General features: G+C 69.1%; 15 protein-coding genes. 3 read left to right on the top strand and 12 right to left on the bottom strand.

The window, feature by feature from the left end:
* The first annotated feature begins 73 nt into the window (after positions 1-73).
* Complete coding sequence (locus ACXJKJ_RS18835) at positions 74-1,147, top strand: phosphotransferase (RefSeq protein WP_457391589.1); 1,074 nt, start codon at positions 74-76, stop codon at positions 1,145-1,147.
* A 14-nt stretch (positions 1,148-1,161) separates the two neighbouring features.
* On the opposite strand, the gene ACXJKJ_RS18830 is transcribed toward ACXJKJ_RS18835, so the two are convergent.
* The gene (locus ACXJKJ_RS18830) at positions 1,162-1,899 is read right to left on the bottom strand and encodes a hypothetical protein (protein WP_056195743.1); all 738 of its coding nucleotides are present in this window, start codon (positions 1,897-1,899) and stop codon (positions 1,162-1,164) included.
* Positions 1,900-1,960: 61 nt separating this feature from the next.
* Here ACXJKJ_RS18830 and ACXJKJ_RS18825 point away from each other — a divergent pair, with 61 nt between their 5' ends.
* Entirely contained in the window at positions 1,961-2,653 is a 693-nt protein-coding gene (locus ACXJKJ_RS18825; RefSeq protein ID WP_457391588.1) for a glutathione binding-like protein, read from the top strand.
* A 9-nt stretch (positions 2,654-2,662) separates the two neighbouring features.
* Here the strand turns inward: ACXJKJ_RS18825 and ACXJKJ_RS18820 are convergent, their stop codons facing one another.
* The 10 genes from ACXJKJ_RS18820 to ACXJKJ_RS18775 all read right to left on the bottom strand — a co-directional run bounded on the left by ACXJKJ_RS18820 (position 2,663) and on the right by ACXJKJ_RS18775 (position 12,214).
* The gene (locus ACXJKJ_RS18820) at positions 2,663-3,460 is read right to left on the bottom strand and encodes a hypothetical protein (RefSeq protein ID WP_457391587.1); all 798 of its coding nucleotides are present in this window, start codon (positions 3,458-3,460) and stop codon (positions 2,663-2,665) included.
* 44 nt (positions 3,461-3,504) lie between these two features.
* Positions 3,505-4,197 (bottom strand): sulfur oxidation c-type cytochrome SoxA, encoded by a 693-nt coding sequence (soxA, locus tag ACXJKJ_RS18815; protein ID WP_457355997.1) that lies wholly within the window; start codon positions 4,195-4,197, stop codon positions 3,505-3,507.
* Between the two features lie 83 nt (positions 4,198-4,280).
* Complete coding sequence (locus ACXJKJ_RS18810) at positions 4,281-4,607, bottom strand: thiosulfate oxidation carrier complex protein SoxZ (protein WP_457324072.1); 327 nt, start codon at positions 4,605-4,607, stop codon at positions 4,281-4,283.
* Positions 4,607-5,017: a thiosulfate oxidation carrier protein SoxY gene (locus ACXJKJ_RS18805; protein WP_457391585.1), complete on the bottom strand. Its 411-nt coding sequence runs from the start codon at positions 5,015-5,017 to the stop codon at positions 4,607-4,609. Before ACXJKJ_RS18805 ends, ACXJKJ_RS18810 begins: the two co-directional genes overlap by 1 nt.
* The gene (gene soxX, locus ACXJKJ_RS18800) at positions 5,014-5,379 is read right to left on the bottom strand and encodes a sulfur oxidation c-type cytochrome SoxX (protein WP_457355998.1); all 366 of its coding nucleotides are present in this window, start codon (positions 5,377-5,379) and stop codon (positions 5,014-5,016) included. The genes ACXJKJ_RS18805 and soxX overlap by 4 nt, the downstream gene beginning before the upstream one ends.
* Positions 5,379-7,526: a molybdopterin cofactor-binding domain-containing protein gene (locus ACXJKJ_RS18795; RefSeq protein ID WP_457391584.1), complete on the bottom strand. Its 2,148-nt coding sequence runs from the start codon at positions 7,524-7,526 to the stop codon at positions 5,379-5,381. The genes soxX and ACXJKJ_RS18795 overlap by 1 nt, the downstream gene beginning before the upstream one ends.
* A gap of 71 nt (positions 7,527-7,597) precedes the next feature.
* The gene (locus tag ACXJKJ_RS18790; protein WP_119042024.1) at positions 7,598-8,092 is read right to left on the bottom strand and encodes a (2Fe-2S)-binding protein; all 495 of its coding nucleotides are present in this window, start codon (positions 8,090-8,092) and stop codon (positions 7,598-7,600) included.
* 81 nt (positions 8,093-8,173) lie between these two features.
* Entirely contained in the window at positions 8,174-8,860 is a 687-nt protein-coding gene (locus ACXJKJ_RS18785; protein ID WP_457391582.1) for a response regulator, read from the bottom strand.
* Positions 8,857-10,140: a sensor histidine kinase gene (locus ACXJKJ_RS18780; protein WP_457391580.1), complete on the bottom strand. Its 1,284-nt coding sequence runs from the start codon at positions 10,138-10,140 to the stop codon at positions 8,857-8,859. Before ACXJKJ_RS18780 ends, ACXJKJ_RS18785 begins: the two co-directional genes overlap by 4 nt.
* A gap of 13 nt (positions 10,141-10,153) precedes the next feature.
* Positions 10,154-12,214: an SPFH domain-containing protein gene (locus tag ACXJKJ_RS18775; RefSeq protein WP_457391579.1), complete on the bottom strand. Its 2,061-nt coding sequence runs from the start codon at positions 12,212-12,214 to the stop codon at positions 10,154-10,156.
* Positions 12,215-12,674: 460 nt separating this feature from the next.
* Here ACXJKJ_RS18775 and ACXJKJ_RS18770 point away from each other — a divergent pair, with 460 nt between their 5' ends.
* Entirely contained in the window at positions 12,675-13,364 is a 690-nt protein-coding gene (locus tag ACXJKJ_RS18770; RefSeq protein ID WP_157281403.1) for an N-acyl amino acid synthase FeeM domain-containing protein, read from the top strand.
* 4 nt (positions 13,365-13,368) lie between these two features.
* Here the strand turns inward: ACXJKJ_RS18770 and ACXJKJ_RS18765 are convergent, their stop codons facing one another.
* Positions 13,369-13,587 (bottom strand): hypothetical protein, encoded by a 219-nt coding sequence (locus tag ACXJKJ_RS18765; RefSeq protein WP_056195694.1) that lies wholly within the window; start codon positions 13,585-13,587, stop codon positions 13,369-13,371.
* Positions 13,588-13,592: the final 5 nt, after the last annotated feature.

The following is a 13,592-nucleotide window of genomic DNA, read 5'->3' as shown; positions in this document are numbered from 1 at the left end:
TGGCGCCGAGGAGACACGGCAGCCTGGCCTCGACTCGCAGAATGGACAGTTGGCGTTCTCTACCCAGACATCCATGGAAGCATTCACCGGCACCCGTCCCCTTGCCCAAGCCCTGGACACCACGGCTCTCGAAGCCTGGCTGGCCGCGCACGTTGACGGCTTTGTCAGGCCCCTGGCCATCGAGCAATTCAAGGGTGGCCAGTCCAACCCGACCTATCTGCTGAAGACGCCGGGGGCGCAATACGTGATGCGCAGCAAACCCGCCCCGGTGGCCAAGCTGCTGCCGTCGGCCCACGCCATCGAGCGTGAATTCCAGGTCATGGGGGCTCTTGCCGGCACCGACGTGCCCGTGCCCGCCATGTACGCGCTGTGCGAGGACGAGGCCGTCATCGGCCGCGCCTTCTACGTCATGTCCTTCATGCCCGGCCGCGTGCTGTGGGACCAGAGCCTGCCCGGCATGACCCATGCCGAGCGCGCCGCCCATTACGACGAGATGAACCGGGTCATCGCGGCCCTGCACCAGGTCGACTTCAAGGCCGTGGGCCTCGCGGCCTACGGCAAGCCGGGGAATTACTTCGAGCGTCAGATCGGCCGCTGGAGCAAGCAATACCTGGCCTCCGTCACCGAGCCCAACCCGGCGATGGATTCGCTGCTGGCCTGGCTGCCGGCCCACATCCCGGCCTCGGCCCGCGACGAGAGCGAGGTGGCCATCGTCCATGGCGACTACCGCATGGACAACGTCGTCTTCCACCCCAGCGAGCCTCGCATCATCGCCGTGCTGGACTGGGAGCTTTCGACGCTCGGCCATCCGCTGGCCGACTTCAGCTACCACTGCATGAGCTGGCACATCCAGACCTCGGGCGCCGCGCGCGGCCTGGGCGGCAAGGATCTGGTTGCACTGGGCATTCCGAGCGAGCGCGAGTATGTGCAGCGCTACTGTGAGCGCACCGGCCGTGGGGACGCCGGCACCGTCATGGCCGACTGGAACTTCTACATGGCCTACAACATGTTCCGCATCGCGGCCATCGTGCAGGGCATTGCCAAACGCGTGGTGGACGGCACGGCCTCCAGCGCCCAGGCCAGGGAGACGGCCAAAAGCGCCCGACCGCTAGCGGATCTAGCTTGGAGCTTCGCGCAGAAGGCCTGAGACCTTGGACGGCCTCAGGTCACATCCCCCGGGCGCGTCGAGGGCGTCCAGGCGATCGACGTCGTCGTCGGCCAGGCCCCGCTGTCTGACAGCCGCCCGTTCACGCGCTGCGCCTCACGCGCTGCGACTTCCAGCAGCTTCACCAGGGCCTGCAGCCTGGGCAGGTCGGCCTCACTCATTTCCGTGCGCAGATAGAGGTTGCCGCGCATCGCCATCAGCACGAAGGGATGGCCTTCGGGCAGCAGGTCCTGGCTGGCCTGAACCAGGGCTTCGCTGAGTTCGCCCTCGATCCACGCGCCGGTCAGATCCTTGGTCACGCCGACGATCCCATAGCGTTGGCGCAGCATCTGCGAGGCGGCGTTGTTGAACTTGGGGAACATCACCAGCCAGCGCATCTCTTCCGGCGTGTCGGTATCGACGCGGGTCTTGAGCGTGTCGGTGTAGGCCTCGAAGACAGCACGCTCAAGGTTCTCCATCAGCGCCCGGCACAGCACCATCATCTGCAGGTCATGGTGCAGGCCCATCTCACAGCGCATGCGCAGCTCAAAGCCAGGCAGATAGCTGCGCTGCGACACACCCCATTCGATGCGCAGCGGCCCCGGCGACGCCTTGGGCTGCTCGACGAGGAAGCCCAACCCGTCCCGCGTCTGCGTGAATCCGGCCCCGCGTGCCTCGGCCCAGTCCTCGATCGGACGCCAGCGCGACGCGTTGGCGCGCGTCACGAGCCAGTGCTTGACTTGCTTTACCACCATGAGTCGTGAGGAAGTCTGAGAATGGGGCCTGCTTGCTAGGCACACCGCATGGAGGCGACGAATGATTGAAGTGTATTCATGGCCCACGCCCAACGGCCACAAGGTGCACATCATGCTGGAGGAGTGCCGCCTCGCCTACCGGGTGCATCCCGTGGACATCGGCGCCGGTGAGCAGTTCGCACCCGACTTCCTCGCCATCAGTCCCAACAACAAAATCCCCGCGATCACCGACCCCGACGGCCCCGGCGGCCAGCCCATCTCGCTGTTCGAGAGCGGTGCCATCCTGCTCTACCTGGCTGGCAAGACGGGCAAGCTCCTGCCCGCCGACGTGCGTGGCAAATACGAGGTGCTGCAGTGGCTGATGTTCCAGATGGGCGGCGTCGGCCCCATGCTGGGCCAGGCGCATCACTTCCGCATCTACGCGCCCGAGAAGATCGACTACGCCATTGATCGCTACACCAACGAGGCCAAGCGCCTGTACAGCGTCATCAACAAGCGCCTGGCCCATGCCACCTATCTCGGTGGGCCGGACTACAGCATTGCCGACATCGCCGTCTTCCCGTGGCTGCGCTCCTGGAAGAACCAGGGCGTGGAGATGGGCGACTACCCGCATCTGAAAGGCTGGTTCGACGAGATCGCCAAGCGCCCGGCCGTGCAGCGTGGCGTGGAGGTGCTGGCCGGTGCGCGCAAGCCGCTGACCGACGACAAGGCGCGCGAGGTGCTGTTCGGCAAGCGCCAGCTGGAACAGCGCTGAAGCGCGGCGTCAGACAGGCGCCAGGCGCAGCTCGCGATGCGCGGGCGGCAGGCCATGACTGGCGAGGATGAGGGGCTCGTGCGCCGCCACGACGCCCGGCACAAAAGCCGCCTGCCCTTCGACGTCGGCCAGCGCGACCACCGCCGGCTGGTCGGCGAAGGCCATCACATCGGGCGCGCCCAAGCCCATTGAAGCCAAGCCCAGCGTCGGATCGGCGAAGACCTGCAGCACTGTCGCTCCGACGCCGCCCGGGCGAGGCGGCGGCAGATGCAAGGCCAGCCTGCCCTCAGCATCGCTCGCGCCTTCGTGCACACGGCCTTCGCCATCGATCAGGCACACGCGGGCCCAGGCCGCCGGCTCGCCGTCGCCCTGCCAGGTGAGCAGACCGTAGACGCTGCAGACACCCGGCGGCGGCCTGCGTGTCGGTGCGCTGAGCAAGCCCACCCGCATCATGCGCATGCCTCCCAGCACCCGGTCACTGAGGATCTGGCCCACCGGTCGGACCGGCAGCGGCCAGGGCAGGTTCAGGGGCTGGAAACGCTGCAGTTCATCGCGCACCAGCACGTCGGCACAGACGCCCTCCTGCGGTTGGCGCCAGCGCTCGGGCAGGTCCGGCCACACATGCAGGCCCGACGGGGTGACGACCGAACGACCGAGCAGCCGGCCACCGCCACGCTGCACCAGGCTGCAGCGCAGACCCGTCGTGATGAGGTCGCCACTGGCCAGGTCGATGAAAACCAGCGCTTCGCCCACCGACAGCCGCAGACGCTCCAGTGTCGGTTCGCGCCTTGTTGTCGTGACTGCCATGGCCCCATACTAGGAAGGACGCGGTGTAACAGTCACCCTGCTTGTTAGGGGCGCACACCCGGCGGCTGCATCGCCATGCCAGCCGAGCGGCGCGACAGATACACCTCCAGCGCCAGCAGTTCGGCGCTGTCCCAGTCCCACACTGTCGCGCGCACGCCGCTCAGGCAGCCACGCAGGCGGCGCTGCAGGCTGCCCAGCGACTGCCATTCCAGACGAAAGACGGGGTAGTCGTCGACATGGCCCTGGGGAATGAGGCTGCCGCCCAGGCGCAGGCCCGCACGCTCGTCGTGGCATTGGGCGCAGGACAGGTTGAGCGCGCCGATGCGGGCCGTGTAAAGACGCTGGCCTTGCTTGGCAGCTGCGTCCAGCTCGGGGCCGCGCGGCGGGCTGAGCGGCATGCTGCGCGACTGCTGGGCGACGAGAGCGGTCAGCGCGAGCAGCGGCTCGGCGTCGGGCGCCCAGCCCGGCTGCTGCTGGTGGCGCACGCGGCAGCGCTGGATGCGGGCGGGAAGGTCGAGCAGGCCCTGGTCCCACGCCGGGTAGCGCGCCGCCGCGCCGCGCAGCTTCTCGGGCTCGCCATGGCAGCTGGCGCAGGACTTGGCCCCCTGGCTCCACAGATCTCTCCCGAAGGCCAGGCCGAGCTGGGCGGGGTGTTGAGCGTCGTCGGCCTGCAGAGTTCGCAATGCCGGGCTCATGGTGTCGCGGCCGGAGCGGCGCTCGTCGGAATGAGCTGTCAAGCAACACAGCCACAGAGGCACAGAGACACAGAGAACTCGTGCAAGCGCCTGGCCTCTGTGCCTCTGTGCCTCTGTGGCTGTGTTCATGGGCCGACGTTCAGTGATCGCGTCTCACGGTGCTCGAAGCCGTTGTCGCCGCGCCAGACAAAGCTCAACTCGCCAGGTCTTTCAGCCCGCAGCCAGAAGGCGAGATAGGGGTTGGCCGAAACAGCCGCAAACAGGTCGGCGGCAAACACCAGTTCGCCGTCCAGGCGGCATTCGAAGCGCCTCACCAGGTCGCGCGGCAGGCGGGCGCCTTCGTCGCTGCTGCGGTAGCCGGTCTCCATCGCATGGGCGACGGTCACGCGCACCTCGAAAGGCTCACCGGCCTTGATGGCAGCAGGCAGGGTGATGACAGCGCGCGTCGCCATCAGGGCTCCACGCAGGCGGCCAGCGTCACGATGACATCCACGCTCGCCTGCCAGCAGCGCCCGTCGGCCGCTTTGGCCACGGCGACGATACGCTGGCTGCGCGCCAGGCGCATGCGGGTGCTGAACTCAGGTTTGGGGCTGTGCGCGCTCAAGGCGACATGCACGACCTCGGGCTCAGGGTTGAGCGGCGTGAACAGCGCCAGGCCCACGACAGCCTCGCTGGCGGCCACACGCACCGGCACCGCATTGCCGTTCTCCACCAGCTCGGCCATCTCGATCTTCAGCACGCCGGGCTCGGGGTCGCGACCGGCCCAGGCACGGATGGCTGCACGCATGACTTCGTCGGACGCGCGAGCCTCCGGCAGCAGCGCAAGCGCCGCGGCGGCCAGCGTGAACTCGCGCCGCTTCATTTCGCGAGCGTGCCGAGATAGGCCACGATGTCGTCGAGCTGCTGCTCGGTCAGCGCCGCCCGGCCCGCCCAGGCGGGCGCCACATCGCGCAGCCCCTCCGTGGAGCGAAACGGCGGCATGACGGTGGCGGGGTTGAAGCGGCGCATGTCGGCGATGCGATCGCGCAGGCCCTGCGCATTCAAACGCGTCGCCACTGCATCCAGCGGCGGCGCTAGATTGCCCTGGTTGGCATCTCCTGAGGCCGTCAGCGCATGGCACAGCAGGCACAGGCTCTGCGTGCGGTCGGCCACCAGCGCCCGGCCACGCTCGACGTCGCCGGCATGCGCGCTGGCGGTCAGCACGAGTGCCAGCAGCGCACGCATCACGCGAGCTTGTTCTTGCTGAGCGGCAGGTCCCTGATGCGCTTGCCGGTCGCCGCGAAGATCGCATTCAGCACGGCCGGGGCCGCCACCGCGATGGTGGGCTCACCCACGCCGCCCCAGAAGCCGCCCGAGGGCATGACGATGGTCTCGACGGCCGGCATGTGCTCCATCTTCAGCACCGGGTAGGTGTCGAAGTTCTGCTGCTCGACGCGCCCATCCTTGACGGTGATCTCGCCGAACAGCGCCGCCGACAGGCCATAGACGAAGCTGCCCTCGACCTGGGCCGCGATCTGCTGCGGGTTGACGGCGTGGCCGGGGTCGGTGGCGGCGACGATGCGGTGGATCTTGAGCTCGCCCTTCTTGCCGACCGACACCTCGGCGCAGGCCGCCACATAGCTGCCAAAGCCCATGATCTGGGCCAGGCCCAGATATCTTCCCTTCGCTCGTGGCTTGCCCCAGCCTGCCTTGGCGACCACCGCGTTCAGCACCGCCAGGTGCTTGGGCGAATTGGCCAGCAACTCGCGGCGCAGCTCCAGCGGGTCGCGCTTGGCCGCATGGGCCACTTCGTCGATGAAGCACTCCAGGTAGACCGCGTTCTGGTTCAGGTTCACGCCGCGCCAGAAGCCCGGCGGCACCGTCGGGTTGCGCATCGCATGGTCGATCAGCAGATGCGGCACGGCATAGCCGATCGACCCTTCCGCGCCGCTCAGGTTGAGCCCCTGGAAGACGACCGGGTCCTTCCCATCCTTGATGTTCTGCGGAAAGATGCCCGCGATGATGCTCTGGCCCGAGATGCGCATGTGCAGGGCCGTCAGCTTGCCCGCCGCGTCCAGGCCTGCCATCAGCTTGCACTGCGTGACCGGGTGGTAGCGGCCGTGGGTCATGTCCTCCTCGCGGCTCCAGATCAGCTTGACCGGCGTGCCCGGCAGCTCCTTGGCAATGGCCACGGCCTGGCGCACCCAGTCATGCACGGCGCCGCGCCGGCCGAAGCCACCGCCCAGATGCAGCTTGTAGACCTCGCAGGCCGAGGGCGGCAGGCCAGACGATTCAGCAGCGGCGGCCAGCGCGGCCTCGCCGTTCTGCGTCGGCGTCCAAACCTCGCAACGCTCGGGTGTCCACCTGGCCGTCGCGTTCATGACCTCCATCGTCGCGTGGTTCTGGTGCGGGTAGCTGTAGACAGCCTCGACCTTCTTCGCGGCAGCCGCCAGCGCGGCCTTCACATCGCCCTGGCTGCTGCCCACCGCGGCCTCGGCGGCGTCCAGGCCGGCCTTCAGCGTGGCGGCCGTGTCGGCACTGCTCTGGTTGACGTTCGCGCCCTCGTCCCAGACGATGGGCAGCGCGTCCAGCGCCGTCTTGGCCCGCCACCAGGTGTCGGCCACGACGGCCACGGCMGAGTCGCCCACCTTCACCACCTTCTTCACGCCCGGCCGGCCCTCGATGGCCGCCGCGTCGAAGCTCTTGAGCTTGCCGCCGAAGACCGGGCAGTCCTTGATCGCCGCATTCAGCATGCCGGGCAGCTGCAGGTCCATGCCGTAGACCTGCGAGCCGTCGAGCTTGGGGCGGGTATCCAGCCGCTTCATCGGCTTGCCCGCCAACGTCCACTCCTTGGCCGGCTTGAGCAGGATGTCGGCCGGCGCGGCCAGCTTGGCGGCCTCGGCGGCGAGCTGGCCGTAACTCAAGCGCTTGCCGGCATGCACCACCCAGCCCGCCGAGGTCGTGCACTCCACCACCGACACCTGCCATTGGTTGGCCGCCGCCTGGATCAACAGCGCCCGCGCCAGCGCCCCGCCCTTGCGCACGTACTCGTGCGACTCGCGCACGCCACGGCTGCCGCCCGTGCTCATGCTGCCCCAGGCGCGGTTGCGCGCGAGGTTCTGGCCGGGCGTCGGGTATTCGGTCTTCACCTTGGCCCAGTCGCACTCCAGCTCCTCGGCCACGAGCTGGGCCAGGCCGGTCAACGTGCCCTGCCCCATCTCCGACCGTGCGATGCGGATGACGACGCTCTCGTCCGGCAGGATCTGCACCCAGGCGTTCAGCTCGGGCGTGGCTTCACCCTCGGCAAGGCCTGGCACGTGGAAGCCCACCATCAGCCCGCCGGCGGCGGCGCTCGTGTGCAGAAAGCTTCGACGGGAAAGAACCGCGCTCATTGGTGCACCCTTCGCGCTGCGCGCTGTCCCGCCAAGCGGGAGTTGAGCCCCTTCGGGCGGCCGTGCGGGGCTCATGCCTGGCCCCCTTCGATGACGATGGGGATCTGCTTGCGCTGCACCTGGCCCGCGGCCAGATGGATGGCGGCGCGCACCCGGTTGTAGGTGCCGCAGCGGCAGATGTTGGTCATGGCCGCGTCAATGTCGGCATCGGTCGGCTTGGGCTTGGCCTTCAGCAGCGCCGCGGCGGCCATCAGCATGCCGCTCTGGCAGAAGCCGCACTGCGGCACGTCCAGCGCGTCCCAGGCCTTCTGCAGCGGGTGCGAGGCGTTGGGCGCCAGGCCCTCGATGGTGGTGATCTTCTGCGCCGTCGTCAGCGCCGAGGCCGGCATCACGCAGCTTCGCACCGGCGCGCCGTCGATGTGCACGGTGCAGGCGCCGCACTGGGCGACGCCACAGCCGTACTTGGTGCCCGTGAGGCTGAGCTGCTCACGCAGCACCCACAGCAGCGGCGTGTCGGCCTCCGCCTCGAACTGCATCCGCTTGCCGTTGACCGTCAACTCCGCCATGCCGTTGCTCCCGTTCCCGCCACCACTTGCGGCGCGCGAGAGGCTAGCAGGGTCGGCGGCGGCGTGCCACTGCGGGCATCCTCAAGCCGGCTCGGCGATGCGGTAACCAACCCCCGGCTCGGTCAGCAGCACGCAGGGCTCGGCCGGCTCGACCTCGAGCTTGGCGCGCAGCTGGCCCATGTACAGGCGCAGATAGTGGGTCTGCTCGGTGGCGTCCGCGCCCCAGACGTCGGCCAGCAGGCGGCGGTGGGTGACGACCTGGCCGGCCTGGCGCACCAGGCGGGCGAGCAGCTTGAACTCGGTGGGCGTCAGGCGCACGTCGGCGCCATCGCGACGTACGCGGTGGGCGGCCAGGTCGACTTCCAGGCCGGCGCGCCGGTACATCGTGATGGCCGGCTGGGCCACGGTGCCGCGGTGGCGCAGGGCCACGCGCAGCCGTGCCAGCAGCTCGCCGATGCCGAAGGGCTTGACGAGGTAGTCGTCGGCACCGGCATCGAGCAGGCGGATCTTCTGGCCTTCGACCTGGCGGGCCGAAATGACGATCAGCGGCGTCGAGCGCTCTCGGCGCAGGGCCTGCAGCAGTTCCTCACCATCGCCGTCGGGCAGGCCGAGGTCGAGCAGCACGGCGTCCAGATGACCGGCGTGGGCGAGCTGGGCCATCGCGTCGGCCAGGCTGGCGGCGGTCAGCACCTCGTAGCCCTCGACGACCAAGGCCTCGCGCAGCGTCACGCGCAGTTCGCGGTCGTCTTCGACGAGCAGCAGTTTCACGTCGCGGCCTCCGGCAGCTCAGGCGCGTCGCGCAAAGGCAGGCGCAACTCGAAGCTGCAGCCACCGTGGCCACGCGGGCGCAGGCTCAGCACCCCCTCGTGCGCCTCGGCAATCGCGCGGCACAAGGCCAGGCCCACGCCCGAGCCCGGCGGGCGCTGAGCAAAGGCAGCCAGGTCGCCGCGCTGGAAGGCGTCGAAGACGCGCTCGCGCCAGGCCGGGTCGATGCCGGGGCCGCGGTCGCGCACGGCAAACATCACTTCGCTGCCAAGGCGGCGCACGACGAGTTCGACGACGGCCTCGGCCGGGCTGTATTTCAGGGCGTTGTCGATGAGGTTGTCCAGCAGCTGCGACATCAGGGCCGCATCACACCACAGCAGCGGCAGCTCCGGCTCGATTCGCGCCTTCACGCGCTCGCCGTCCGGGCGGCGGCGCACGCGGCGCAGGGCCGCGCCGACGATCTCCTCGGCCGACTCCCAGTCGCAGCGCAGCGCCACGCCGGGCGCGCCCAGGCGAGCGAGCTGCAGCGTGTTGTCGGTCAGTCGCACCAGGCGGGCGGTCTCGTCGACGATGCGGCTGGCCAGCTCGCTGCGTTGCGCCGTCGTCAACCGGTCCCCCTGGGTCTGCAGGGCAGAAGCCGAACCCATGATGGTGGCCAGCGGCGTGCGGTAGTCGTGCGAGATCGCGGCCAGCATGGCGTTGCGGGTGGACTGGGTCTCGGCCAGTTCGGCCGATTGCCGGGCCTCATCCTGCACACGGCGGCGCTGCAGGGCCAGGCCCATCTGGTCGCACAGGGCCTGGGCGTGCGCAAGCTGGTCCACGGCCAAGGCCTCGGTGCCCAGCCCGCGCAGCGTGACGGCGCCCAGGGCCGTATCGCGGCCGCGCAGCGGCAGATAGAGGTCAGGCTCCTCGGCGTGATGGTCGGTGCCGGGGCCCAGCGCCCGGCCGCCATCGGCGCACAGCTGCAGGCCGGCCAGCGCATTCGCATCCGGCTCGCCGACGACGATGTCCTGCGCGCCGGGCGACGGCCGCAGCAGTGCCGCCGTGGCCAGGCCGGTGTTGCCGGCCAGCGCCTGCAACAGTTCGTGGACATGGACCTCGGGAAGGTCAGCGTCACGCATCAAGTCGCCGAACTCGCGCAGCGCGCGCTCGAGCTGAGCGGCGCGCTGGGCAGCCTGCAGGCCCTGCCAGGCCAGGCGCAGCCGCCAGCCCGCCCAGGCCAGGCCCATCAGCGAGCCGACGGCGATCCAGGGCAGGAATTGGACAACGGGACGAGGGATCATGAGGCGGCGGAGTTTAGGAGGCCTCCACCACCTCGACCTGCGGCCGCACCGGCTTGTCGAGGCGATCTTTCACCAGGCCAGCCAGCAGCACGTCCACCAGGGTGCCGCCCTGYCCCGCGCCCTGACCACCACCCACCACGACCTCGGGCACCAGTTGCACGCCGGCGCCAGCCAGGGCCTGGGCGACCTGCACGATGGCGTAGTTGCCCGATTCCATGGAGCCGATCTTCTGGCGGATGACCTCGGCCTCGGCCTCGCCGATGGCCAGCGTGCGGCCGGCCTCGGCCTGGCCGGTCACGCGCGTAACCTCGGCATCGGCTTCCGCCGTGATCTTCTTCGAGCGCGCCGCGCCATCGGCCGTCTTCACCGCCGCCTGCGCGCTGAACTCGGCGATGGCGACCTTGCGCTCGGCATCCACCACCTGGGCCTGGGTGCGGGCCAGGGCTGTGGCCTGCTCGAGCTGCTGGCGCACGCCCTGGGCCTCCATCTGCGTCGTGAAGGYGACCTTCTCCTGCTCGGCGAGCTTGCGGTCGGTCAGCGTCTTCATCAGCTCGGCCGGCGGCACGATGTCGCCGATCAGCGTCTCCACCGCACCGACGTCATAGGCCTTCAACGCCACGGCGATGGCGGCCTTGGCCTCGGCCTGGCGCTCGCTGCGCTTCTTCAGGAAGTCGATGACGTCCGAGTTCTGCGCGGCATTGCGGAAGTAGTTGCCGATGGTGGGCTCCAGCACCTGCGTGACCAGGGCCTCCATGCTGCCGAAGCGGGCGATGACCTTGGGCGCGTCGTTGCGCGGGATGTGAATGATCTGGCTCACGTCCAGGTTGAAGGTGAAGCCGTCGGCCGAGCGCACGGTGATGGTGGACAGGTTGGCGTCCAGGCGGTGGGCCTCGGTCTTGCCGGTGGCCCAGTTCAGCACCACATTGGCCGTGGGTACGACCCGCACCTTGTGGGTGTAGGTGTTGATGGCGTACTTGCCGGGGTCGAGCACGTCCACCCACACGCCCTTCTCGCCACGACGGACCATGTTGGCATGGCGGAAGCCCTCGCCCGTCACGTCCACGCCGGGCTTGCCGACGAAGGCGACGACGACGCCCACCGAGGCAATGGGCACCTCGGTCATGTCGATGATCTCGACAGTGGCGAACATCGGGTTGATGAAGTAGCGGCCGGCCAGCAGCACCTGCTCCTGCAGGCCCTTGGTGCCACCGGCGTTGACGAAGGCATGCGGCTCCTGGAACAGGTTGTGGCCGGGCACTTCCGGTCCGGCGATCTCGCCGGTGGTGAGGGACGTGCCCTCGCGGGTCGTCACGATGCCGACCTTGTTGTCGGGCACGTCGGTGACCGGCACCTGCACGACCTTGAAGAAGCGCGGGTTGATGCGGTACTTGCCTTGCGGGATGACGGTCATCTGCGGGCCACGCTCGCCGCCGCCGGCCATGAAGGCGCGGGCGTCCTGGAAGCTGTCRCAGGCCACCGTGCGGCCGATGACGCGGCCGCCGGCCAGCGGCTTGCCGTCGCGGGCCTCGACGATGCCGATCTTGCCGGGCTCGATGACGGTCATGCGCTCCAGGTGCACGGTGAACAGCAGCGTGTTGATGCGCCAGGCGCCCGGGGGCACAACGGCCATCTGCAGGCCGCGCTCGCCAGCGGCGAGGAAGGTGCGGGCATCCTGGAAGTGGTCGCAGTCGACATGGCGGGCCAGCACGCGGCCGTCGGGCATGGGCAGGCCATCGCAGGCCTCGACGAGGCCGACGGCGTCATCGGGAATGACGGTGAACTTGACCAGCTCGATCTCGTACTGCCAGGGCCACAGGCCCAGGTGCAGGCCCGGGGCGAGCGTGTCGGCCTGCAGGCCGGCTTCACCGTAGAGGGCGACGATGCGGCCGGGCGGCAGCTCGCGGTGGCGGCCGAACAGAACGAAGTTTTTGGTCACCGTGCCGATGGAGTCGTCGGGCACGATGACGAAGCCGAACAGGCGCAGCGTGCGCTTGTAGAAGACCAGCGCCACGATGCCAAGCAGGCCGGCGGCCGTCAGCAGGGGATGGGCGAACAGGGTGAACAGGGCGTCCATGAGGAGCACGAGTGGTGAAGAGGCCTCCACTGTGTGCGGGGCGGCGTTAGCGCCGCATAAGGGCGCCCTTCCTCGGTCAGTTCGACCGGGCGAGCGCTACGCAGGGCCGTCAGGCGGCCGGTGCCAACAGGGACCCAAACACGTAGCACCCAAAAAAATGCCCCGGCCAGTGGCCGGGGCAATCACTTGCACGCCTGCGAGGCTGCCAGCGGTCTGCTCAGGGAGGGAGAAGCAGACGAACGCAACGTTAGCCCCGGCGCGAAGGCCGCGCTGTAGGACGACGCCGCACCAGCGAGAAACATGCGCTAACAAAGGGCACGGCTTGCAACCGGTACCCCGTGAGAAATCTCATGCCCTGAATGCGACCGGTGTATCGGTCTGTGAGACTCCCCCCATTTGGGGGGTGTCCTTCCTAGACTGCGCCGCTCGCGCGTTCGGCGCGGAAAGAAGGATGCAGTCCATGACCCCTGCCATGCAAACGCGGCACAGTGCGTCGTCGCCCAGTTTCTCGGGCGCTGCCGCACTGGCTTTGAACAGCGACTTCGGCGCGCTCGATGGCGAGGCCCTGGGCCTTGTCGAGCGCCGCTATGGCGACCGCGGGCTGGTCATCTCACGCGAGCGCTACAGCAGCCGCAACCAGGATGGCGACATCGTCTGCACCGCGCGCGACGGCGATCAGATCGTCGGCACCCTGTCCGTGCGCTTCGACGGCAGCGGCGGCCTTCACGCCGATCTGTTGTTCAAGCAAGAGTTGGACGAATGGCGCGCCGCGGGCGACAAGCTCTGCGAGTTCGGCGGCCTGGCCGTTGACAGGCATTCCCATGACCCCAAGCGCGTGCTGGCACAGATCTTCCACCTGGGCTATCTGCACGCCCACCGCCGTGCCCGCTGCGCGCGCCTCGTCATCGAGGTCAACCCGCGCCACGTGGGCTTCTACCGGCGTTGCCTGGGCCTCGTGCCCTACACCGCGGAACGCCACAATCCGCGTGTTGACGCGCCGGCCGTGCTGATGAGCATTGCCTTCGCCGACATCCGCGAGCAGATTTCGCTGTGGGGCGGCCACCCGGACTCCCTGGCCTCGGCGCGCAGCCTCTACCCGCTGGCCTGGGACGAAGCCACCGAAGCCATGATGCTGGCCCGGCTGTCCTGAGGACTTACGACCCTGCGCTGGATTCCGGTGGCGGCTCGCCGGGCTTGAGGTCGGGGATGTCCTTCTTCCCGGCGGGCGTCGGCAGCTGCGCATCAGCCGGGTCCGATTTCTCCGTCGGATGCTGCGGAAGCGACTGGGCGGCGGCATCGCCGGGCTGAGCGGCAGGCGCCTGCGGATCCTCCGGGCGCGCCGTCTGCCCCACGTGGCGCAAAGGGTTGTTCATGGCTG

The organism is Roseateles sp. P5_E1 (genome assembly GCF_054049335.1).
This window is presented reverse-complemented; position numbering and strand designations above follow the sequence as displayed.

Coding starts and splice junctions, on each gene's coding strand:
- ACXJKJ_RS18835 (WP_457391589.1), top strand. CDS start 74: ATGGAAGCATTCACCGGCACCCGTCCCCTTGCCCAAGCCCTGGACACC.
- ACXJKJ_RS18830 (WP_056195743.1), bottom strand. CDS start 1,899: ATGGTGGTAAAGCAAGTCAAGCACTGGCTCGTGACGCGCGCCAACGCG.
- ACXJKJ_RS18825 (WP_457391588.1), top strand. CDS start 1,961: ATGATTGAAGTGTATTCATGGCCCACGCCCAACGGCCACAAGGTGCAC.
- ACXJKJ_RS18820 (WP_457391587.1), bottom strand. CDS start 3,460: ATGGCAGTCACGACAACAAGGCGCGAACCGACACTGGAGCGTCTGCGG.
- ACXJKJ_RS18810 (WP_457324072.1), bottom strand. CDS start 4,607: ATGGCGACGCGCGCTGTCATCACCCTGCCTGCTGCCATCAAGGCCGGT.
- ACXJKJ_RS18805 (WP_457391585.1), bottom strand. CDS start 5,017: ATGAAGCGGCGCGAGTTCACGCTGGCCGCCGCGGCGCTTGCGCTGCTG.
- soxX (WP_457355998.1), bottom strand. CDS start 5,379: ATGCGTGCGCTGCTGGCACTCGTGCTGACCGCCAGCGCGCATGCCGGC.
- ACXJKJ_RS18790 (WP_119042024.1), bottom strand. CDS start 8,092: ATGGCGGAGTTGACGGTCAACGGCAAGCGGATGCAGTTCGAGGCGGAG.
- ACXJKJ_RS18780 (WP_457391580.1), bottom strand. CDS start 10,140: ATGATCCCTCGTCCCGTTGTCCAATTCCTGCCCTGGATCGCCGTCGGC.
- ACXJKJ_RS18770 (WP_157281403.1), top strand. CDS start 12,675: ATGACCCCTGCCATGCAAACGCGGCACAGTGCGTCGTCGCCCAGTTTC.
- ACXJKJ_RS18765 (WP_056195694.1), bottom strand. CDS start 13,587: ATGAACAACCCTTTGCGCCACGTGGGGCAGACGGCGCGCCCGGAGGAT.